The organism is Obesumbacterium proteus (genome assembly GCF_001586165.1).
Lineage (GTDB): Bacteria > Pseudomonadota > Gammaproteobacteria > Enterobacterales > Enterobacteriaceae > Hafnia > Hafnia protea.
Map to the genome: position 1 here is coordinate 2,986,882 of NZ_CP014608.1, position 21,236 is coordinate 3,008,117.

Below are 21,236 nucleotides of genomic sequence, written 5' to 3' on the forward strand. Positions count from 1 at the left end.
ATGTCGGAGGTTAACGTCTATCGCTTTTGCCAACTGCTGGAGCGGGTGGCACCGGAAAGACCGGCGTTGGGCAGTACCGCCAGCCCGCATGACGATCCGGTGCGTTTTCGTCCTCATCCCGGTATGGGATTTCCCGTTAGTGAGCTGAAATCACTGGAAAGTGACGAGTTTCGCCCAGAGCGTCCACCGACGGTGCGCACTACGTTTCTAGGGTTATACGGCGTTGATTCACCGCTGCCGACCTCATACCTCGACGATATTGCGCAAAGGCGAGAAGGGCATGAGGCGCTGGAAGCGTTTCTGGATATTTTTAACCACCGTATCTTTACCCAGTTTTATCGTATTTGGCGCAAGTATTCCTATCCGGCCACGTTTCAAAGCGGCGGCACGGATGAAACCTCGCAGTGCTTATTGGGGCTGATTGGTTTAGGGATCCCCGGCACCTCTTCGCATATTGCCACGCCGGTATCGCGTTTTTTGGCGCTGCTGAGCGTAATGCGTTTACCCACACGCACCGCCGAAGGGGTGATGGCGTTAGTGAGGTTATTGGCACCGAACACCACGGCGGTGGTTACGCCGCACGATCGCCAGCAAATTGTGCTCAAACAGCCTGCCGGATTGGGGCAAGCACAGCGGGTTAATTTGTCGCAACGTGCCGTATTGGGTGCGACGGGAACGGATGTGAATACCCACTGTTGCTCACGCTGCACACCGCCGATTTGACCGAGGCGAAGGGCTGGCTGCCGAGTGGTCAACTGCATACCGACCTGATGGTTTTACTGCGCGTTTATCTGGGATGGCGCTGCAATGCGCGGCTGAAACTGGTGCTGCCGACCGCCATGTTGCCGCCGCCGGTATTAGGTAAAACGCCGGTTCAGCTCGGTTTAACCGGCTTGCTCGGTCTGCATGCCGCAGCTCCTGCGGCCTTAGCGCTACCCAACGAGATCACGGTTAACTTGGGGCATTATCAAGGATTACAGCCGAATACGGCGAACAGAGAGGTTAAGCATGTCAATTTTCGCTTCTAAGCCCCGTACATTACAGGCGGCAGCGATGGCGTTGTCCGTATTGGTATTGGCGGGCTGTGGCCTGACGCAGAGCGTAGCAGACGGCACGGCGTCGGTGACCAAATCGATATTTTATAAGCAGATCAAAACGCTGCATCTGGATTTCAGCGCCCGCGAGGCGCTTAACACCGACGCCAACGACATGAGCGCGCTGTCGGTGCCTACGCTGGTGCGGGTTTATCAACTGCGCGATAGCAAAGCGTTCGAACAGCTGGATTACCAAAGCCTGCTGGTGGACGGCGATGCAAGCCTGAAGGCGGATTTGCTCAGCGAACGTGAAGTGGTGGTGAAACCCGGCACCGGTGCGTCGCTGAATATGCCGATGGAAAAAGAAGCCAAGTTTGTGGCGGTCGTTGGGCTTTTCCGTATGCCTGATATGCAGAAAAATAGCTGGCGGTTGGTTATCGACCGCGAAGATTTGCTGCCTGACGATTCTCGGATTATTGAGCTGAGAAATAACGCGCTTAGCCTTAAACCGGTGAAGGACTAGACCATGACGTCTCAAAACCCTTCATTGTATGAAATGCTGACGCTGAACTTTGGCGGCGAGCTGGATTTGCAACGGGTGAACGAACGCGATCGGGTGATTTTATCGGTGCTCGATAACATGCAGCGCATCCTGAATAGCCGCGCTGGCACTTTGGCGCATCTGCCCGACTATGGTCTGCCCGATATGAGCCAGATCTTGCAAGGTATGCCGGGATCGGCGCATGGGCTGCTGTCGCTGTTGTCGGCGACGTTATTGAAGTATGAACCGCGCCTTGAAAGCCTGTCGATTACGCTGCTTCCCCAAACGCGCAGCGGCCATCTGGAATACACCCTTGAGGCTCAGCTCAAAGAGCTGGGTCTGGTGCGCTTCGGCACGGAGTTTGCGCCTGAGGGAAAAGTGTTGGTGCGCCATCTCAAACAGCAACAGTTTGTTTCCGCTTAGTTTTTCTTTCTTTTTACGGAGCTTCACCTACGCATGGCTTCTTTCTCCGAACAACATTTACGTACCGGCGGCGATCCGCGCACCCTGAGCGAATTTACCGCCCTGCGCGATGAGCTGAATAAGCTTACGCACCCCGCACGTCCTGACGTCGATTGGCAAAAAGTGGAACAGCTGTGTTTGGGGCTGTTTCGTCAAAACGGGGTTGAGCTGCAAACTACCGCGTATTACACGCTGGCACGCGCACATCGCGCAGGATTGGCGGGCATTGAAGAGGGGCTGGTGCTTGTCGATGGTCTGCTGACGCATCAGTGGCCGGTATTTTGGCCTGCGCAAACGCACGCGCGCATGGAAATTCTTGGCTGGCTCGCCACGCGCCTGCAACAGTTACTGCGCGGCTATGTGTTTAAATACGGTGACTTGCCGATTATTTATCGCACTGAAACGCTGCTGGAACACTTGGGCGAAGTGCTGGCGCGTCTGGAGCTGAAGCATCTGAGCCAGCTAGATGGTTTGTATCATCTAATGCATAACACCGCGCTTCGGCTGGAAAGTCTGGATGGTGATAATACGATTCAGGGCGGCAGCACGCTGGCGGCGCGCCCGTCGATGTCGATAGCCGGGCCTGAGATGCAGGATGATTCACCGCTGGTGTATGTGGTTCAAGCCGAAGCAAAACCGGTGATTATGCGGGTGGAAAACAGCGCGACCGGCATTCAGAAAAGTCATTGGGTTGGTTTTGCGGCGGGATTAATTTGCATGGCGCTGGTGGGCGGTGCAGGTCTGTGGGGCTGGAATACGTGGCATCAGGAGCCCGTGCGCAATGTGCTGTTGGCCACGGTCGAACCGTTGCCGCAGCCGTTATCACCCGCGCAGATGAATACGCTGCGAACCGAGAAAGCCGACAAGCTGCCAACGTTGACCAATGACATGGTGGCGGCAACGCAAAAGCAGTTGGAAAATATGAATTCATTACCTGCACTTTGGTCGCTGAACTATGCCTCTCAACTGGTTAAGCAGGCGCAAACGCTGTGGCCGCAGACGCCAGCGGTCGATCAGCTGGCCGCCGGTTGGCTGCTCAATTTGAATGCGCAGGCAGCCGCCAGTGATACGTTGGGTGATTGGCATATGGCACAAAGCCGTCTGCAACTGCTCGCCAATAAGCTCAATGGATTAGACGAGCAGCGCGGGAAATATATGACCGTTTCTGAGCTGAAATCATCTATTTTTGCCATTCAACAGCCGCTGGTGAAATCACCGCCGCTGGAAGAACTGCTGCGCCAACTGTCTGAACAGCAAAACGCCGGAAAAGTCTCTCCGGCGCTGGTTCGGCAGATCGACAATCGTTTTAAGCAGCTGCAAAGCCGCTATATGTTATTGATGATGGAACCGAGATCGTTATAAGTTCAGCGGGCTACATCTTATTTCAGGCGTAGCCCGCGGTTTTACTCTTCTGTGAGCGCCGCTGGCGCTCTTTCAATTACCATCGTCTGGCTCTGACTCAGATTGATGCCCGCCGCTCTTAGCCTTTTCAAAATCTCATACAATAAATCACTCTTCGTACCGCTCACCACGCGAGGGCTCGCCACATAGCCCGTGACGCTGAGCACAATACCGTTGGGCCCTAACTCCTTGAAGCTCACCGACGGTGCGGGCGCGGGCTGTATGGCAACATGCTGATGATAGGCGTCGAGCAGGAGAGCGCGTGTTTGTTCAGGATCGATATCCAGCGGGAAGGTGAGCGCAATTGTCACTACGCCCTGCGCATTACCCATGGTGGCATTGCGAACGTTTTGCGAAATGAGCTGTGAGTTGGGCACAATCACGGTGGAACGATCGCTGAGCTGGATTTCAGTCGCACGGACGTTGATACGGCGAATATCGCCCTCAACGCCGCTGATGCTGATTAAATCGCCGACTTTGACCGGACGCTCGGTCAGCAAAATCAGGCCGGAGATAAAGTTTTTCACAATCTCTTGCAGGCCAAAACCGATCCCAACCGAGAGGGCGCTGACGATCCACGCCAGCTTGTTCCACTCAATGCCGAGTGTGGAGAGCGTGAGTAAGATAATCAGCACGTAGCCGACGTTGGTAAACAGCGTTACCAGCGAGGCTCGCATGCCGCGATCCATCATGGTTTTTGGCAGGAAGTCGTTATCCAACCAACGGCGTGCGGTGCGCAGAATGTACCAGCCAATGACTAAGCACAGCACGGCATTTAGGGCGTGCGCAGGAATGATCGTGAAGCCGCCTAGCCCTTTGCCGCGCCAGATTTCGATCACTTTTTGTAGCAGGGCGAGCGGGGTGGTGGAGCCATAGGTTCCGCTCAGCAGCGCGATAACCGCAAACAGTACCAACACCGTTTTGCCCACCGCGGCGAACAATGTCGCGGCTAACGAAAGATGGCGATCGCTGAGGCTGAGCGTACTTTTGAGTATTTTTCCTGAGTGGTTGCTGGGCGTAAATACGCTTTCGCAGAGGTCGGTCATCAGGTGAATCAGCAGGTATAAACAGGCCAAAACCAGCCATACCCAGATCAGCTCATAAGTCAGAAAACGAGCCAGCAGAATGTAGCCGGTGAGCAGGGAGATAATAATGGCAAACGAGGTGGCGCTGATCGCCAGATGGATAAATCCAGCCAGCGCCGAGCGTGCGCTAACCTGCTCGTTATTGGTGTTTCGTCCATGGCGTAGTCGGGTAACGCGCACCGCCATGAAAATCGCAATCAGTGCCACCAACAGTGACAATAATCCGCTGCAAAAAACCGTGGCGGCGATGCTGGCACCGACCAAATTATTGAGCTGTTCAAGAATGCTGAAAATGAAAACGGCGGTGGCAATTAGCGTTGGAAAAGGCGCTAAGGCTTTGGCGGCGTTATCGGAGATGTTGGGCAGTCGCCAAGAAGGATGGCGATTGGAGAGTAATGCATTACCCAGTCCGGCAATCAGGCTGGAGAAGACGGTGAGCCGTACCAGCGTTTGTGCAAATTCAACCAGCATCGGCGAGGTGTCGGGCAGGCGAATGAGCAGATAGCAGAGAAAATGGGCGCTGGTGCCGAGCATGACGGCGGTGAGCACGGTGGTACTGAAGGCGAGAACGCTGCGGCGTAGGCGTCCTTCGGGCAGCCAGCGCTGCATCATGGCGCTGACCGGTTTATCTAGCACCGTATGGCTGAATACGCCAAAGGCCAGCGCCAGCAAGAGATAAAATACCGATCCAGCTTTCCAGCCGGGTTGCCAGGCGTTATCCCACGCGTCGCTGAGCTGTTGATTAAAATCGCTGAATTTATCCAGATCGTGATTCTGGGAATTGAGTACTGGGGACCAAAAACTTTGCCCCAGAATGGTGCCTGAGTTAAGGGCGATTTGAGATTTTAGCGCTGAGCGACGCAGGTTATTAATTTGGGTAGAGAGATTGGCAGCATTGGTTTTTACCGCATTAATTTGCTCAATTTGCTTATCTAGCTGGGTTTTGGTGCGGTTTAGCGACGTTCTTTGCTGGGTGACTTCCGGTGTTTCATCGGCGGCTTTGGGGCCGAGTACGTCGAGCTGGGCCTGAATCTGTGCGATTTCAGGGGTGAGTTCGGCGGCCTTGGCATCGGCCTCTTCGGCCAGCTGTAGCGTCTCGCTGTTGAGCTGGCCGAGTAATTTTTCGTGCTGGGCGTTGGCAACCTGTTGCTTGATGGTATCGAGTCTTTTCTGCAACACGCCGCTATCGACTTGCGTACTCGCTGTCACCTGTTGCGTGCTACCGTTCGCGGCATGACTCATGAGCGGCGTGGCGAGCAACATCATCAACAGTGCGTAGGTTTTTAGCATCTTCAGCATGTACAAAGGATCTCGCTTAGGCATTTTTATGATAACTATTCGTTAATTATAGGGAAAATAGTAGGCGTTTTGTGAATCATTTTGTGAACCTGTTTACATGTGAGGAAAGAACGAGGAGGAGCCAGCGGCAGCGAAGAGAGACTTTACTGCCGCGATTGGCTTAGGATTTGCTCGGTGTGGCTTCGGCCCTGTACCCGCCGCCGAGAGATTTGGTGAGGTTGATATCTGCGTCGATCCAACGACCGTGTAGTTCGATCAGCTTGGATTGTTCTGCTAACAAAGGAAGCTTAGCCTTGGCCACGTTAACGCCGCTGATTAAGCCTGCTTGAAAACGCATTTGGGTGAGTGACCAGATTTTTTGATCACCGGCGACGACTTCGGTTTGATGTGCGCTTTGATCTGAAATCGTTTGTATCTGGGTAATCCCTTTCGTGACGTCTGTAACGGCATTCACCACCGCTTTGTTGTAGCTGGCAATGTTCAGATTGCTGTTGCTTTGTACGATGCTGAGATTGGCGTTAAGCCGTCCGCCATCAAAAATAGGCAGCGTTAAACCGAATATGCCCCCCATTTGCTGTGCGGAACCCCGGAACAGGTCGCTGAGATGCAGCGCATCGTTTTGCAAGAATCCCATTAGGTTGATTTCCGGATAGAACGCGGCTTTGGCGGCATCCACTTGGCTCAGTGATGCGTCGATATACCAGTGCGCAGCCTGCAAATCGGGGCGACGAGCCAGCAGTTCGTAGCTTAAATTTTGTGGCATGGTGCTTATCACGTCGGGTAACGGTACCGTTTTAAGCGCAGGTAACGGCGTTTTTAGCCCGATAAGCGCCTGTAAGTTCGCCCGTAACAAGAGCAGATTGCCGCGCGATGCGTCGATTTGCTCATCGATTTTGGTGAACTGCGTTTCCGTTTCTGTTTGTTCGAGCGAGGAGATAATGCCTTCGTTGTAGAGCTTGCGATCCGTATCGGCAATGATCGCCTCTTGCGCTTTGACCTCAATCAGGATGTCCTGCAATGCCTTAACGGTTTGAATATCCCAGTAGATTTGGGTTACGGCGGAGGACACCAGCAGTTCACTTTCGGCCAGTTCCGCCTGTCGTGCTTTGTAAACGCCGAGCGCCGATTCTACCTGAGCGCGGTTTTTCCCCCATAAATCCAGATCGTAGCTGGCCTGCAAACCGAAGGTGCCGTTGGTATACCACGGCCCCGTGGTGCCCGCAGCCGGATCGTCAAGGGCAAAAGGCCCCATCACACCTTCAGCCGACATTTTCTGACGCTCAACGTCGGCGCCGAAATTCACGATAGGTAAATCATCGGCGCGCGCCCGCTCGGTCTGTGCTTTGGCGATTTCAACACGCTGGCGAACCACGGCAAGGCTCGGTGAGTCGGCCAGCGCTTGTTCAACCAGCTAGTTGAGCTGTGGATTATGATAATTTTGCCACCAGTGGTTTCCCGGCCATGCGCGAAGCGCGCCGGCGGGCGCATCGTTGATGTGTATTTGGCTGAGATCGGTTTGTGGCAACGGTGTTTTATTGGAATGGATCATCGCGCAGCCGCCGGTCGCTAAAGATAAGGCGATAAGCAAACTAGAGCGTAATCGTTTTTTGTTATGACGAGTCGAATAACTTTTTTATTGGCTTTATTCATGGCTTTGCTTGAATTAATAATAAATCAAAAATTCATTATTATTAGGGTGAAGTAGTGAGTGCGCGAACATTAAAGGCTTTTCTTATTTTTGTTTTATGCAGTTGTGCTGATGCGAGTTATTTCTTATGAAAATTAAATGTAGTGTTTATAATTAATTTGAATTAATAATTCATTCCGGTATTTCATGTTTATTATGAATGACTTTTTCTTTTATTTAATAAATTAACTCTATTATTAATACATTTTTAACCTAGCAAGGACATGGTGCTACTCGGCTATAAAATGCGTTTTCTTTGAATATTTTTGGTTGTGTGCTGATTTTTCATCCATGCTTAGAGTTCGGCCTTTTTTGGGGATGACTCACGATGAAAAAAACCACGCTGTTTCAGTTCTTTCACTGGTATTACCCTGACGGTGGGAAATTATGGCCAGAGGTGGCTGATAAGGCTGAGTATCTCTCTACGCTGGGAATAAGCCACGTCTGGCTTCCTCCGGCGTATAAGGGCGCCAGCGGCGGCTACTCGGTGGGGTATGATTCTTACGATCTCTTCGATCTTGGTGAATTCGACCAGAAAGGGAGCGTGCCAACCAAATACGGTGATAGAGCGGGATTAGAGCATGCGGCGCAGTGTTTGCAATCGCACGGGCTACAGGTGCTGTTTGATGCCGTGCTAAACCACAAATTGGGTGCGGATGAGAAAGAGCGCGTGCACGTGCGCCGCGTTGAAGAACACGACCGCAATGATATCGACGATAGCGCTTTTGAAGCATTAGCCTATACCCGTTTCGTATTTCCCGGGCGGCAGGGAAAATACTCTGAGTTTGTTTGGGATTATCGCTGCTTTAGCGGCGTTGACTATATTGAAGATCCGAATGAAAACGGCATTTTTAAAATCATGAACGATTTCGGCGAAGATGGCTGGAACGATGATGTTGATAAAGAAAATGGTAATTATGATTATCTGATGGGCGCCGATATTGAATTTCGTAATGAGGCCGTTAACGAGGAATTAAAATTCTGGGGGCGTTGGTTATTGGATTCTGTGCCCTGCGATGGATTTCGTTTAGATGCGGTGAAGCATATTCCCGCGTGGTTTTATTCCCAATGGCTAGATCATCTGCGTGAGCATTCTGGCCGTGAGTTGTTTACCGTGGCGGAATATTGGTCGCCGGAGGTTTCAGCGTTGCAGAACTATCTGCATGAAACAGAAAACAAACTGATGCTGTTTGATTCCGTGCTGCATACCAAATTTCATCATGCGTCTAAATCGGGCAGTGATTACGATCTTTCTACGCTGTTTGCTGACACGCTGGTGGCAATTGCGCCTGAGAATACGGTCACGCTGGTGGCAAACCATGACACTCAGCCGTTGCAGTCGCTGGAAGCACCGGTGGAACCGTGGTTTAAGCCATTGGCGTATGCGTTAATTCTGCTGCGGGAGCAGGGTGTGCCCTGCGTTTTTTATCCCGACCTGTTTGGTGCCACCTATACCGATAAAGGCGATGACGGAGAGGATTATGAAATTATCATGCCTGTTATCCCTGAGCTTGAAAAACTGATTGAGGCCCGTCAGCGTTTTGCCAACGGCGCGCAGCATGATTATTTCGATACACCGCAGTGCGTGGCCTTTGTGCGTGATGGCACCGAAGAAGCGCCGGGCTGTGTGGTTGTCATGACCAACGGCGATGTGGCGTCTAAGCATGTGCAACTCACTGAGGGTTTGGCGGGGCGTCGCTTCTATGATTTCCTCGGCAACCATGCGGATGTGGTTACCGCAGGCGATGATGCTAGCGCTGAGTTCCCCGTGTCGGCGGGGAGCGTCAGCGTTTGGGTTCTAGAACAGTAAACGAAAGCCTTAAAAAGCCACGTCGACCACCAGCGTATCGTTGTAAGTGCCTGCTGGTGGTGTGTTCTGGTTAGGAAATATTTTAGCCGTGTAATTATAGGTTTTGGTCATGGTATCCGTGCTGGTGGTGGTAGCCGAGGCACTGCCCCAGCGCTGGCTGCCGACCGAACCCCAGCGGTTATTGGTGGTTGATTGGTAGATATCGTAGCTTAGTAAATTTGTCGTTCCACTGTTGGTGTAGGACATATTGCGCACGCCGCCGCTGGAGTTTTGTCCATCGTTAATTCCTACGGTATATGTGGCTCCCTTGGTACAAACCAACGTAACAATACCGGGCTGGGTGCTAAAGCTACCCGCCACCGGCGCGCTGCCAAAGTTGATGTCTGGCGCGGTGATGGTCGCGCAGTCGTTAGTTACGTTTAGCGATATAGGGATGACTAACGTGTCACTACCGGTGTCGTTATCGTTACAGAGGACCAATATGCCAGCAGTGCAGATATTCCACGTGACGGTGAGTGTAATACTGGTTGCGTAGGAGCCTGCTGCAACTGATTGAGGAACGGTGCTCAACGTGAATGGCAGTGAGTATTGTTTATTGGCGAGTAATCCCAAGAACGTTGAGCTGGGAATAGATTTCGAATCTGCGACTTTCATTTCTGTGGCCGTTGTGCAGGTTTGACTTGTACATGTCAACTGGACAGGGATTGTATCGGTCGTGCTGCTGGTGAGGATTGCGCGTGAGTTGCTGGCGGTGGTGGCACTGGTATAAGCGATGATGATTGAACCCGGAGCTGCGATGGCAAGAACGATAGGGCAGCTTATCTGGATATTGAAGGTTTGAGACTGGGGCGTAGTATTCACGACGACTGAGCTGACAGTCCCATAGTTTATCAAGATCGGCTTGGTGAGTGTGCACGCGTGAGTGGTAGCCGCGCTGGCTGAAAACGAGAGGAATACCCCTGCGAGCAGAATAATAACGACGACAAAAAAAGCTCTCATTTTAGTTGTTCTCCGCAGTAGCGCTAAGTTGGCAGGTTAATGGCCCATAGGTACTTAACTTTTGTGAGTGAGTGTCGGGCAGGCTGAAATTGACGGTGCAGCTTTGTCCATTGGGCGTGCGTATGCGCAAGGTGTTTTGGTGCTCCAAATTTTCCAAATAGGCCAATCCGTCCCAGCCGACATAGGCATCCGGTTTTCCCTGCTGTGATACGGTACTCGACAGAGGAATAGCGGCGCCGGTTTGATCGTGCAAGATCACGCTGGCAGCGCGTCGTTCGCGTACCGGGAAATGCACTACGTAGCCACTGTTTCGGCGCACGGAAATGCGCTGTTCCGTGGTATCGGCGTAAATATCAGCTGGCAGACTTAGGGTATCAATGCTGAATTTAGACGGATAAAACGAGGAAACACCCGGCACCAGCATGTATCCCTGACGGTTAGTAGTGCCTTTAGGCTGGTTTTCAAAATTAACCCCAATATTGGGATAGCCATCGGTGCTGACGATGACAAAGGAGTCGTTGATCTGGTTAGCCGTCAGCAGCGTGTTGTCCATATACACCAACGCCCCCATCATCTCCCCCCCATTGGGTGTAATTATTCGACGGGCCATAAACGCCGCCCTGTAGCTGAACATGTTCGTTACGCCAGCCGAGTGTGGCCTGCTGATAATTGCTTTGCTGTGATTGATTGGCATAGGCCAAATTCCACTTAAATCCGCCATCGCTTGGCATCGCGTGGTCATAGGTGACGGTTTGCTGATTTTCTCCCGTCGCGCTGCGCTGCGCGGTGACGCTCACGTTGTCAAAGGTGCTGAATGGAATTTGAATAGACAGCGCTAATGCCCAATCTTGCTGTGAGGGATCGCGGCTGGCTGACACGTAAACGGTGCTATTGCCCCATAAACTTTTATTCCACGACAGGTTGAGCAACCGGGTTCGGTCGCCCGCGAAACTTTGGATATCGAAATAGGCCAAACCAAAACTGCCGAGTTGGTCTAGCGAAATTGCCGCAGAGTATTGATCGCTGCTTTTGCTGAGTGAATAAGAGGACTGATTGGAATTGCTCTGTGGCACATCATAGAGTGCGAGATTGCCAAAGTTTTTATCGCGGCGACTGTGCTGGGTGCCTATGTTGAAGCGTGAATTGCTGTATTGATATCCCCAGTCATACTGATTTCCGCGCTTGCCATACATGGTGCTAGTGGTTGCCGAGGTATTAAGCACGCCCAGATAGCCGAGTTTAATCACTGAACCGAGCCCGCCGAGAGCTAACTCTGACGCACCTTCCGCGTGGGATTCCAGCGTGAGGTAATCGTTGATGCCGTAACGATAGGAACCGCTGGCGGCGGCGTTTCCATAGGAGAAGTCTTTTTCACCATAATCACGACGTATTGCGCCAAGCGACAGGGACGCATCTGATAGTCCCGGTTTCAGTAAGGTGCTGGCGACGTAAAAAGGCTGAGTGGTGGAGACGCGTCGCCCTAGCGCATCGGTAGTGACTAACACCGCTTCTCCCGCGCCGTTAACGTAGGGCAAGTTAGTGAGCGTAAATGGCCCCGGCTCAAGGTTAGTGCTGGCCGATTGGTAACCGTTAATGAAGAGATCGGCCGTGGTGGGGACCGCCGTTTGCCCGTTAAAAGCAGGAAGCGGGTAGGTAATGATATCAGGGCGAACGGAGAAATCTCGCCCGATGGTGACGCCGCCTAACCGTACACTGTTGCTCCAACTGAGTGCTCCGGTGATTAAATCACCCACTTGCCAACTGAAAGCGTGCGCTTCGTTGACCCCGCTTAACGTGGTGTCGTAGCGACGAAAACCATCATCAATATCGCCGCTGTTACCGCCAAAGCTTTTGCGTAATATGCCCGTGCTGGACAGCGTTGCCTCAGGAGTAAAAATACGAAATTCGTTCCACGCTGACGAAAGGGTGGATTCGCCCTGAGTATGGCTGGTGTAAACGTCATAGTTGAATAGCGCACCGCTACCGGCAACGGCTTGAGTTTGTTGATTCGGATTGCCGGTGAATACCGATTGATTAGGTAGCCAGCCAGTGGGGACTTGAAGTAGCAGGCGCTGACCTTCGCTGTCATAGCGCGTGTCGATGTCTGTGTCGGCGGTTAAATCGGTTTCAGGGGCAGGGAATTTATCTGCTGGCAGGCCAAGACCAATGAGCTCTGACGAAGAAATGTAAAAATGGCCGTTGCGCAGTGTGACAGCAGCCAGTTTGCCAGTATCGAAACGGTTAATTACTAAGGCTAAACGAAAATGCTGCTCTTGATTGACGATGCTGGCCGTGGGCGGTGGCGGCAGCTCACTGCTACCTGATTCGCCCAGTGCGATACCAGGCAAACTTAATGTGACCATAAGCGGCACAGCGTGGCTGCGCCAAACCCTGATGGCTTTCACGACGATATCTTAACGGGCTGGGCGGCTATTGCGCCGGACCAGACTGCCAGATCTTGCTGTCGCTATTTACCTCGGCCTTTAGGGTTTCACCACGAGAGACTCCGGCCGGTAATGGCCATGTTCGATAGGAGCCGGGGAGGACGTAACCTAATAGTCCATCGGCTACCATTCTGCCGTTAATCGATACTTTGCTTAGACGCGCGTGAACCGTACCGCGGTTAGTGACTTCAATGGCTGGATGACCGTTATGCGTCGTCATTTTCCAGCTAAGCTGGCTTTGATTAAGGTGTACCGGCTCTGCCGCATTGCGCTGGAAATTAATGCCGTCGCCATATACAAATAAAGGCAGCGAATAGCGCATTAAAAGCGACACGCCTGCCTGTGACCCCGTGGAGCGTTCGGCAGGGGGAACTTCATCAATCAGAATACGGAACGCTTGTTCTTGCCCAGCCGGCGTTGGGGATTGGCGGATCAGTCTGATTAACTGTTTTTTCCCCGCTTCGATATTAACAATGGGCGGGCTTGCAACAACGTCTTGCTGGCTTCGATAGTTTTCTTCTCCCGCAACCTGCTTCCAACCCAGAACTCTAATTTGCATCGTGGCGGCCGTGGCGCCTTTATTTTCTAGCCATAGCTCAGTGGCATTATCGTTGGCACCTAAGGCGGGATCGATCGGCCAGATCAGCATATTTGTGGCAGCGTTGGCATTTATTGTCGCGACGGCGCCTAATAACGTGCTACCTAGAATAATGCAAAGATGACGCGTGGAGCGATGCAGGTTGCTCATTATTATCTCCTTGATTTACCAAGTGAGCGTCACCGTTAATGTATCGGTGTAGCTCCCTGAAGGGCTAAAGCCGTTAAGTTGTAATACGCCGTAAATCGGCAAAATAATGTTGTTATTGGAACTGGATATATTGAGCGGAACGTTTTGATTCACGATGATTTCATTGGTGTGCGCCGCATCGGTATAAATACGATAGGGTAGTTGCAAGCTATTTCCGCTCTGCATCACATTGCGCACCGTTGTGAAATTAGAGCCCCCATTAATCGCCATATTTAGCGTTACGCCGGGAGTACATGCCAGCGTTAGCGAGGTATTTTGGACAAAAGTACCGTTAACACCGCCGGTACCCGTACCAGGGTAGGTACCAAAACTTAGCGTGCCAAATAAGCTCCCCGTTCCCAAAACGGCGCACCCCGCCGTGATGGTAGCCTGTGCTTTAAACTGCGCAGTGATGATGGCGTTGGCGCTCTCCAAAGTGAGCCCCCACAGCAAAACCACCGCTAAAAGCGGCTGAAGCGCTATTTTTAATGCGCACCACTCTCGCTTTTTCACGGTAAATTAATAAGTAATGGTAATGTTTAAAGTGTCGGCATAAGCACCGGCTAATACGTTGGTGTTGTCTGCGACGCCAACGATTTTCCCCCATAGGGCATAGCTGCTGGTGTTTCCACTGGTGCTTACCGCGGTTAATGTGGCACCGTTGGCTAGCGCCGTGGTCATGGCTGATGTGCCATAAACGCTGTAGGCAATACCTTGCGTGGTGGCGGTTGGGCTGATCAAATAACGTCCCGGTGTTCCTACGGTGCCATAAACCGTGGTAGGGGCTGCGTTAAGGCTGCTGGTGAGTGCGACGGTATAGCTGGCGCCTGCCGTACATTGCACGTTAAATGTATTGCCGCCGGTGCCTCCGCCGGAAAATGTGGCCGACAAGGTGTCAAAGGTGGCGACGGATGTGCCAAAGTTCAAAGAGCCGAAGTTAACACCTGTCTGTGCAGGTGAGCCGTTAACCAAACAGCCGTTGGTGAGTGTTAACGTTACGGCAACGGTACCCGTTGTGGTAACTGCCATAGCCGGTGTGGCAAACAGCCCAGCGCCAGCTGCAATTGCGAAAATAAACCGTAGCTTCATCGTCCATCCCTCATGGTAAGTAGACAACTAAACAGCAATTAATTTCCGACTGGTGAAATGCGCAAAGAAAGCAGAAGCTTCAATAATTCTTATATTTCAGTCTTATGTTACAAATGTAGTCTAAGTGATAAAAAATCACCACTAGTATGTGACAAAACATAATTTACTGTTATTCAGGGATAAAACGATGAAAATGAGAAAAATTCTTGTTTTCTGAGCGTGACGGCCAAAAGAGGAAAAATAAGCAGTAAAGATTCATTAACGAAAGAGGGAATAAAGCTATCCAGCGAGGTTTTTTGTATTATCAATTAAAATTGATAATTTGCAGAAATATTTTCGGGGGAGTAGCATTGTTATACACATTAGTGGTCATGCCTGATGGGCAAATAGCTTATGCAATCCTTTCATGCTTTTCTTAAAAACAAATCTCAATTCATGGCAGCGTTTTGGTCGATAATGATTATTATCTGTGAAACCTCCATCGCGCTATACATCATTCGAAATATTTGATTACCGCACAACCGCCATACGGCGCATGATGACAGTTGAGTTAAAACGATCTATAGATTAGTTTAAATTCACTGTCGTTGTTTTCTGCGCGGGGGAGGTTAACGTGTTAACTCGAAAACTACTAGAATCGCAAGACTATGCTAAAACCTACTCAGCATTAGAAAACCTGTTCTGGACGCCAGCACAGCTGAATGCGTCTTTGAATCATGTGATCGAGAGCTGCCCTGAAGGGCAGGGGATTTGGGTCTTTGGTTATGGTTCACTAATTTGGAATCCGTTGCTTGAATTTGCCGAGGTGCAGCCCGCGTTCTTAAAAGGGTGGCAGCGTGATTTTAATATTCGCCTTCTGGCTGGACGAGGCTCTGAATGTACTCCAGGACGAATGCTGGGTTTAAAACCGGGCGGTGAGACGCGTGGATTAGCATTTCGCTTATCAGATGAAAATGCGCGTAGTGAACTGCAGGTGCTCTGGACGCGTGAGATGCTAGCGGGTGTTTACAGCCCGCAGTGGTGCTCATTGACTCTGGCTGACGGTCGAGAAGTAAAAGGCATTACCTTTATTACCGACCCTGAGCATCCGCTTTATGAGTCTTGTTCGGCGTTGAACACCGTAGCGGCGCTGATTTCTCAGGCAAGTGGCGTACTAGGCACCAACGCTGAGTATTTATTCTCACTAGACTCCGCGCTAGAGCAGCGCAGCATGCCCGATCACAACATCACGGAGCTGGCGCGCTGTGTACGCCAAATTCAGCAAACCAAGCCACTGTGATAAGCGATGTTTATTTCTTAATCGTTTCGTAAACCTAGGCGGACAGCAGATGCCCGCCTAGGGATTGTGTGATGATTGACGCAAGGGCCACGGAAGAGAATAATCACCGCCGTTGGGTCGTTAGCTCAGTTGGTAGAGCAGTTGACTCTTAATCAATTGGTCGGCGGTTCGAACCCGCCACGACCCACCAACAAATTCAATGAGTTACATCACTTCTTTCAGTTCCGCCATCTCCCCTTGTGTCGTATTTGTGCCGTAAACGCCAAAAACAACGTCGATCTGCTTAGCGTGTTCCGTTAGATGATTCGGTGACAGGTGTGCATATCTGCGAACCATTTCTACAGACTCCCACCCACCCATTTCTTGTAGTGCAGAGATAGGAACGCCAGACTGAACTAACCAACTTGCCCATGTGTGCCGGAGGTCGTGAAAACGAAAGTCTTCTATGCCAGCTCGCTTGAGTGCCGATCGCCATGCCTTATTGCTATCGACTCTCATTTTGCGTAACTTCGGAGCAACTTCACCGTTAGGTCGAATGCATGAGTCCTCATGTACGAATACCCACCGGTGATGCTTACCAATCTGACCGCGAAGAACAGAGCAGGCTGTGTCGTTGAGTGCCACCCCAATTGCTCGGCCTGCTTTTGCGTCTTCTGGATGTATCCACGCCATTTTTCTCTGCATATCTATCTGCGACCATTCCATATTGATGATATTGGAGCGGCGTAGACCAGTAGCCAAAGCGAAAATTACAACGCTGCGGAAATGCCCTGGCAATTCATCGAGAAGACGACGAGCTTCATCTTTAGTCAGCCAACGAATTCGACGGCCGCGCGGTGACTTGGCCTTTACTACTGGAACCGAATTTAGCCATCCCCATTCATTAGCTGCTATACGAAGTAGAGAGCGCATGAATGCCTGATGAGAATAGATAGTAGATTGCGTTACCGGTTTTGATTTGTATTCAGGAACCGGCTTTCCATCTCTCATCAGGCGGTCACGTAGCTTCTCCCATCTAGCTCGGTGAGACCGATTCTCCATTTTCGATAAGGTGGCCTGTATACGGTCGTTAGTTATTTCTCCGATCGGAACGCCGCGAAAGTGAAGAAGAAAGAAGCCGATCTTTGATTTATCGGCATCTAGCGATCGCTTATGTGACTTTTCATTCAGCCAGCGTAAACAGGCTTCTTCAAATAGCTTAACTGGCGCTTCACCCAGCTTCTCAGTTCGCCACATCTCAGCCTTTAGTTTGTCGTGCAACTCCTTTGCTTGCCGCTTGTCCGTTGTCCCAAGAGACTGTCTAATTCTCTTCCCACTAGGCGTAAAGAAGTCACAGTGGTAGACACCGTTTCTTTGTTTGATTGACATACAAGACCCTCATCCTGTTCGCCAACCGCATTCACGGCTTGATTGTTGATCCGTGGGCGAACTGATTCAATACAATCTGATTTCAATAGGCGGTAATCGCCACTCTTTCCATTTCTGCCGGTTCGCCCGGCACGCAACCTGCCAGACTTAACCCATGCATAACCTGTGCTCAAACTAATCTTGAGGAATGCGCAGGCCTCCTCGAGCGTAAATATTTCCTCGTTCATCATTTATCCTTATCCGTCACTTTCATGCAGTAGCAAGACAGCACCATCCACGGCTTAAATCTGCCGCATAGTGGCGCTATCTTTGCTGAATGCTTATCGAGTAACTGGCGGTATGTTTGAGAATTGTTTTTTGCTGCGGAGTTCTGTGAGAAGGGCTCTTGCTACATTGCGGATCGCGTTGTCTTGTTCTGCTGTCATGTCATGCCGCTTTCACTCCAGTCATAATGCCGCTGCCGATTGCGATCAGTTCGTCGCGTGATACGGTAGTAAATTGGCAACGTGGTTTGATGAATGGCCGCCAGATGAATAGCAGACTGCCTTTGCTGTTTCCGTTTTTACCGGGCTTGCCGGTGCCAGCGTTGATGAATGACAACCGGCCACCAGTGATTAGACGGACTTCATCAACAGACTCCAGCGCCAGAGAAAACCAACCGGTAGATGTATCGGCAGGGAGCAACATCACAATCGGCTGACTTTGTGCTTTGCACTGCTCTGCTGCCTTTTCTACCCACGGAGTGATGGCGGAGTAGGGTGGATTGCACCAGATAGCGCCGTAGCTTACCCACTCGCTATTCAATGCATCATCGCGCTCTGTCAGATATCTGGCACACAAGGTGTTTCCGTGGTCTGCTGCCGCGTCGAGATAGAAACCAAACTCAGCATCAAGCGCGGCGAATACCTCTATCGGCGTCTGCCACCGGTCCTTGTGCTCAAGTGGCGTATTGCTAGCAAATTCACTCATGCAACCCCCTCCGCTGACTCTTAGCCCATTGCTCCTTCTCCCAATCCTCTCTGCAATCACTGTCACAGAAGCACCCATTCAAAAGAGGGTGATCGCAGTTGTAGCATCGCCCAATAAATTGCAGACTTGGTTTTCTGTTCATCAATGCAATGTCGCGCTCTAACTGCTCAAGGTTAGAGGCGTTGTCGATATCATCTGGCATAAATCCTCCGGCAATAAAAAAGCCGCTGGTTAGCGGCTGTTAATCTTGAGTAACTGGATGAGTTATCGGATCAGTGATGTCTGTTTTCGCCATCTATTTCTGCTCCTGTGCTGTAGGCGCTTTAACGAAACACATCCAATGTGTATTTGCGCGCTTTCCGACCGGATGCCCGAACGCCGGCTTATGCTCAGTTAGTGCCAAAATTTGGCTTACGGTAATTTGTGTTTCATTCCATTTAAAAATCAATGTGCCGTGGCCACGCAGCACACGAAAGGCTTCGTGAAATCCCGCTTCTAAATCATCGCGCCATGTTTCTTTGTTAAGCACGCCGTACTTTTTGCGCTGCCAGCCGTTTTCACCGGCGCGCACTAGATGCGGTGGATCAAAGACAACCATGTTGAATGACTCATCAGCGAACGGCAAATGACGAAAGTCAGCGATCATATCTGGCTTAATTTCAAGATTGCGTCCGTCGCAAAGCGTGTGGCTTTCACTGCGAATATCACAAAACATCACATCAGGGTTTTGCTTATCGAACCAGAACATGCGGGAGCCGCAGCACATGTCTAAAATCGTCTTAGCCATGTTGTTCGCTCTCCTGTGCTGGGGCTGCGCGGTCTAAACGTTCAATTTCAGCGAGAATGAGAGCTCCGGCTTTAACTAAATCTCGGCGTGGGTTTGATGGTTTCCACCAAACAGGAGACCAAGGCCATGCTTCCGGCTCTGGAGCATCAGTCCAGTCAATGGACGAATTGGGCTGACAATATTCACCTGCATAATCAGCAACATTCTGCGCATAACCCGCCGCTGCTAAAGCGAGCTGGAAATCGTTATACTTATCGTCATGTTCCGGCGTCCATCCTTCCTCGCTGATTTGACGCTGACGCTCTGCAATAATGTCGTTTGCTGCTAACTTGTAAGGCTCGCTTACAGGTTGTGCTGAGACAGAATGCAGTGAGCGAATTCCCTCCGCTATTTCTGATAATGTCGTTGAATACTCGAGCTGTGCATTATTCCCGAACTCAAACGAGCCAGTTTCTGGATCGCTCTGACCGTGTTCGTTATCGTATGCATCGCGCTGATTCTCGACCCATTTAGCCGCCGCAATTATTCCATCACGATAAAATGAAATTGTTGGTTTTGGCTGTTTAGGTTGTGCGGGTGCTGAAACCTCAAGGTCTGAAATAATGTCAATCACAGAACTTAATCGAATAGCCATTGCCGAGGCTTTTTGAGTCGGAACTGGAAGCTCTTTTAATATCCAATTCAAGATTCTGTTTAGTATTTCCACTTGCTGACTCAAATCTACAAGTTCAGGCTGTTTAGGTAATACCGGTGCTGCATAGAGCGGAATGATGTTTCTGGCTTGACCTTCATCAATAGCCCAATCTGGAGGCGCCTCTCGCTCAATGATGCGATTAAAGTCCTGTGGACCCTCACATGTAATGTATGACGCCCACTCATAATCCCAAGCCACAGGATTCTTAGCTGCTTGCTCGTATGCCAGAAGCTGTCGAGCCATGACGCACTCTATTTCATCCGAGTCTTCTGGATATGAACCGATGATTTCTTTTAAGGTTTCAATTGTTAACTTAGTCATTGCTCTGCTCCAGCTTGATGATCGGTAGGTGTTTTGCTGCGCTGCGTACGCGATCAATATCTTCTTGCGGGTATCCCCATGTATTAGTGCCGTCGCCACGCGGCATCCCTAAATACCACTCATCAATCTGTGTGCCTTTTGAAATGTAATCACGCATCATTTCGACCAGCCCTCGCAGCGTTCCACCGTGAGAGAACCCACGCCATTTGTTTGAAAAAGACGTGCGATGCGTATAGATCAGCGTCCCTGTTCTGGCGTCGAAGAAGTAAATTTTTCCGTCTGGCGAACGGTGCATAAAGGCGACGCGCTCAGTATTTCCATCAAAAAAGAATCTGCGACCACATGAAGCAATAATCGAGATAAGGTGATTGGCGTGCTTAAGGCGCTCGTCTTTGCTGTTACTGTCCATGCGCTTACTCCCAAGTAATTCCAGCTTTAACCAGTGATCGACAGTGCTTAATGATGCCTGCGCGCGTGATGTTTCCGCCTAGGCGGAACGGTGAATAAAACGGGGATTCGTCTACTTGATTACCCGAACCCCAGCCGGCGGCATCATGACTTCGCAATTTTCAATTTCGATGCAGCTTTTGATTTTTTTCTCTAACAGCTCAGTTGTTAACTTAGTCATTGCTCTGCTCCTCATACCAGTTAGCCCACGCAATACCATCATCACATTCAATTACACCGTCCGCGCCGCAATCCAAGCACTGGCATTTGTCTTCTGCATATAGCAATTCTGGGTTGCCGTAAGTGGTTGTGACTTCAATATTGCTTTTGCCGCATAAGTCACATTCAAGCCAATTTATGATTAGCTTTTTCTCTTTGCTGTTACTGTGCATCATTAATCCCCTTGCGAAGCTGGTCGGCGTACCACACGGTTCCTTTATGGAACTCCTTGTTATGTTTGATATCCATGCTCACAGTGTCTTTGAACAGTTCTGCATACATATCGACACCTTTTGCCATCCACTCACGGGTGAATGCGTCGGTGGCTGGGGTTTCAGGAATGCAGTCACATGCATCAAAATATGTTTCGTTTTTGTCATCCCATGCCCAGCAATCAGCTTTTATAAATTTATTTAACGCTGCATTCTCAGCCACCACATCAGCCAGCTTCTTCTCCAGCGCATCACGCTGCTGAACTACTGATTCGTAGGTCTGAATTGGTAGGTTGTTCATG

At 50.7% G+C, this 21,236-nt stretch carries 20 protein-coding genes, 1 tRNA gene and 2 pseudogenes; 7 read left to right on the forward strand and 16 right to left on the reverse strand.

Annotation, left to right across the window (positions count from 1 at the left end; genetic code table 11):
• The 4 genes and pseudogenes from tssG to DSM2777_RS14075 all read left to right on the forward strand — a co-directional run bounded on the left by tssG (position 1) and on the right by DSM2777_RS14075 (position 3,399).
• A pseudogene (gene tssG, locus DSM2777_RS14060) lies at positions 1-1,028 on the forward strand (type VI secretion system baseplate subunit TssG).
• Complete coding sequence (gene tssJ, locus DSM2777_RS14065; RefSeq protein WP_061554282.1) at positions 1,009-1,557, forward strand: type VI secretion system lipoprotein TssJ; 549 nt, start codon at positions 1,009-1,011, stop codon at positions 1,555-1,557. The pseudogene tssG and the gene tssJ overlap by 20 nt, the downstream one beginning before the upstream one ends.
• A 3-nt stretch (positions 1,558-1,560) precedes the next feature.
• Positions 1,561-1,998, forward strand: coding sequence for a type VI secretion system baseplate subunit TssE (gene tssE, locus DSM2777_RS14070; protein WP_061554283.1), 438 nt, complete (start codon positions 1,561-1,563; stop codon positions 1,996-1,998).
• 33 nt (positions 1,999-2,031) lie between these two features.
• A complete protein-coding gene (locus DSM2777_RS14075; RefSeq protein ID WP_061554284.1) occupies positions 2,032-3,399 on the forward strand; it encodes a VasL domain-containing protein in 1,368 nt (455 codons plus the stop codon).
• 41 nt (positions 3,400-3,440) lie between these two features.
• Here DSM2777_RS14075 and DSM2777_RS14080 read toward each other — a convergent pair whose 3' ends face one another.
• From DSM2777_RS14080 to DSM2777_RS25175, 3 genes are all read right to left on the reverse strand, one after another.
• Complete coding sequence (locus DSM2777_RS14080; protein ID WP_061554285.1) at positions 3,441-5,822, reverse strand: DUF3772 domain-containing protein; 2,382 nt, start codon at positions 5,820-5,822, stop codon at positions 3,441-3,443.
• 160 nt (positions 5,823-5,982) lie between these two features.
• The gene (locus tag DSM2777_RS14085) at positions 5,983-7,194 is read right to left on the reverse strand and encodes an efflux transporter outer membrane subunit (protein WP_418008397.1); all 1,212 of its coding nucleotides are present in this window, start codon (positions 7,192-7,194) and stop codon (positions 5,983-5,985) included.
• A gap of 39 nt (positions 7,195-7,233) precedes the next feature.
• Complete coding sequence (locus DSM2777_RS25175; RefSeq protein WP_418008399.1) at positions 7,234-7,371, reverse strand: hypothetical protein; 138 nt, start codon at positions 7,369-7,371, stop codon at positions 7,234-7,236.
• 466 nt (positions 7,372-7,837) lie between these two features.
• On the opposite strand from DSM2777_RS25175, the gene amyA reads away from it, so the two are divergent.
• Positions 7,838-9,319: an alpha-amylase gene (gene amyA / locus DSM2777_RS14090; protein ID WP_061554286.1), complete on the forward strand. Its 1,482-nt coding sequence runs from the start codon at positions 7,838-7,840 to the stop codon at positions 9,317-9,319.
• Positions 9,320-9,328: 9 nt separating this feature from the next.
• Here amyA and DSM2777_RS14095 read toward each other — a convergent pair whose 3' ends face one another.
• The 5 genes and pseudogenes from DSM2777_RS14095 to DSM2777_RS14115 all read right to left on the reverse strand — a co-directional run bounded on the left by DSM2777_RS14095 (position 9,329) and on the right by DSM2777_RS14115 (position 14,638).
• Positions 9,329-10,318, reverse strand: coding sequence for a Csu type fimbrial protein (locus DSM2777_RS14095; RefSeq protein ID WP_061554287.1), 990 nt, complete (start codon positions 10,316-10,318; stop codon positions 9,329-9,331).
• Between the two features lies 1 nt (position 10,319).
• Positions 10,320-12,681 (reverse strand): annotated as a pseudogene (locus tag DSM2777_RS14100) (fimbria/pilus outer membrane usher protein).
• A 67-nt stretch (positions 12,682-12,748) separates the two neighbouring features.
• Positions 12,749-13,510, reverse strand: coding sequence for a fimbrial biogenesis chaperone (locus DSM2777_RS14105; protein WP_061554288.1), 762 nt, complete (start codon positions 13,508-13,510; stop codon positions 12,749-12,751).
• A 15-nt stretch (positions 13,511-13,525) separates the two neighbouring features.
• A complete protein-coding gene (locus tag DSM2777_RS14110) occupies positions 13,526-14,032 on the reverse strand; it encodes a Csu type fimbrial protein (RefSeq protein ID WP_061555399.1) in 507 nt (168 codons plus the stop codon).
• Positions 14,033-14,068: 36 nt separating this feature from the next.
• Positions 14,069-14,638: a spore coat protein U domain-containing protein gene (locus DSM2777_RS14115; RefSeq protein ID WP_046457888.1), complete on the reverse strand. Its 570-nt coding sequence runs from the start codon at positions 14,636-14,638 to the stop codon at positions 14,069-14,071.
• Between the two features lie 613 nt (positions 14,639-15,251).
• On the opposite strand from DSM2777_RS14115, the gene DSM2777_RS14120 reads away from it, so the two are divergent.
• Together DSM2777_RS14120 and DSM2777_RS14125 are read left to right on the forward strand one after the other, a co-directional pair.
• Positions 15,252-15,917 carry a gamma-glutamylcyclotransferase gene (locus tag DSM2777_RS14120; RefSeq protein ID WP_061554289.1) on the forward strand — a complete coding sequence of 222 codons (666 nt, stop codon included), beginning with the start codon at positions 15,252-15,254 and terminating at the stop codon, positions 15,915-15,917.
• A 114-nt stretch (positions 15,918-16,031) separates the two neighbouring features.
• A tRNA-Lys gene (locus DSM2777_RS14125) sits at positions 16,032-16,107 on the forward strand.
• Between the two features lie 14 nt (positions 16,108-16,121).
• Here DSM2777_RS14125 and DSM2777_RS14130 read toward each other — a convergent pair.
• From DSM2777_RS14130 to DSM2777_RS14165, 8 genes are all read right to left on the reverse strand, one after another.
• On the reverse strand, positions 16,122-17,279 hold the full coding sequence (locus DSM2777_RS14130; RefSeq protein WP_237087852.1) for a site-specific integrase: 1,158 nt from the start codon (positions 17,277-17,279) through the stop codon (positions 16,122-16,124).
• The gene (locus tag DSM2777_RS24990) at positions 17,162-17,515 is read right to left on the reverse strand and encodes a helix-turn-helix domain-containing protein (RefSeq protein WP_162270914.1); all 354 of its coding nucleotides are present in this window, start codon (positions 17,513-17,515) and stop codon (positions 17,162-17,164) included. The genes DSM2777_RS14130 and DSM2777_RS24990 overlap by 118 nt, the downstream gene beginning before the upstream one ends.
• A gap of 196 nt (positions 17,516-17,711) precedes the next feature.
• Positions 17,712-18,254 (reverse strand): phage N-6-adenine-methyltransferase, encoded by a 543-nt coding sequence (locus DSM2777_RS14135; RefSeq protein ID WP_061554291.1) that lies wholly within the window; start codon positions 18,252-18,254, stop codon positions 17,712-17,714.
• 295 nt (positions 18,255-18,549) lie between these two features.
• Positions 18,550-19,041, reverse strand: a complete 492-nt coding sequence (locus DSM2777_RS14145; protein WP_061554293.1) for a TRM11 family methyltransferase — start codon at positions 19,039-19,041, stop codon at positions 18,550-18,552.
• Entirely contained in the window at positions 19,034-20,056 is a 1,023-nt protein-coding gene (locus DSM2777_RS24165; RefSeq protein WP_061554294.1) for a hypothetical protein, read from the reverse strand. Before DSM2777_RS24165 ends, DSM2777_RS14145 begins: the two co-directional genes overlap by 8 nt.
• Positions 20,049-20,465 carry a PQQ-binding-like beta-propeller repeat protein gene (locus tag DSM2777_RS14155; RefSeq protein ID WP_061554295.1) on the reverse strand — a complete coding sequence of 139 codons (417 nt, stop codon included), beginning with the start codon at positions 20,463-20,465 and terminating at the stop codon, positions 20,049-20,051. The genes DSM2777_RS24165 and DSM2777_RS14155 overlap by 8 nt, the downstream gene beginning before the upstream one ends.
• Positions 20,466-20,676: 211 nt before the next feature.
• Positions 20,677-20,898: a hypothetical protein gene (locus tag DSM2777_RS14160; RefSeq protein WP_131390940.1), complete on the reverse strand. Its 222-nt coding sequence runs from the start codon at positions 20,896-20,898 to the stop codon at positions 20,677-20,679.
• On the reverse strand, positions 20,885-21,235 hold the full coding sequence (locus DSM2777_RS14165; protein ID WP_061554297.1) for a hypothetical protein: 351 nt from the start codon (positions 21,233-21,235) through the stop codon (positions 20,885-20,887). Before DSM2777_RS14165 ends, DSM2777_RS14160 begins: the two co-directional genes overlap by 14 nt.
• Position 21,236 lies beyond the last annotated feature (1 nt).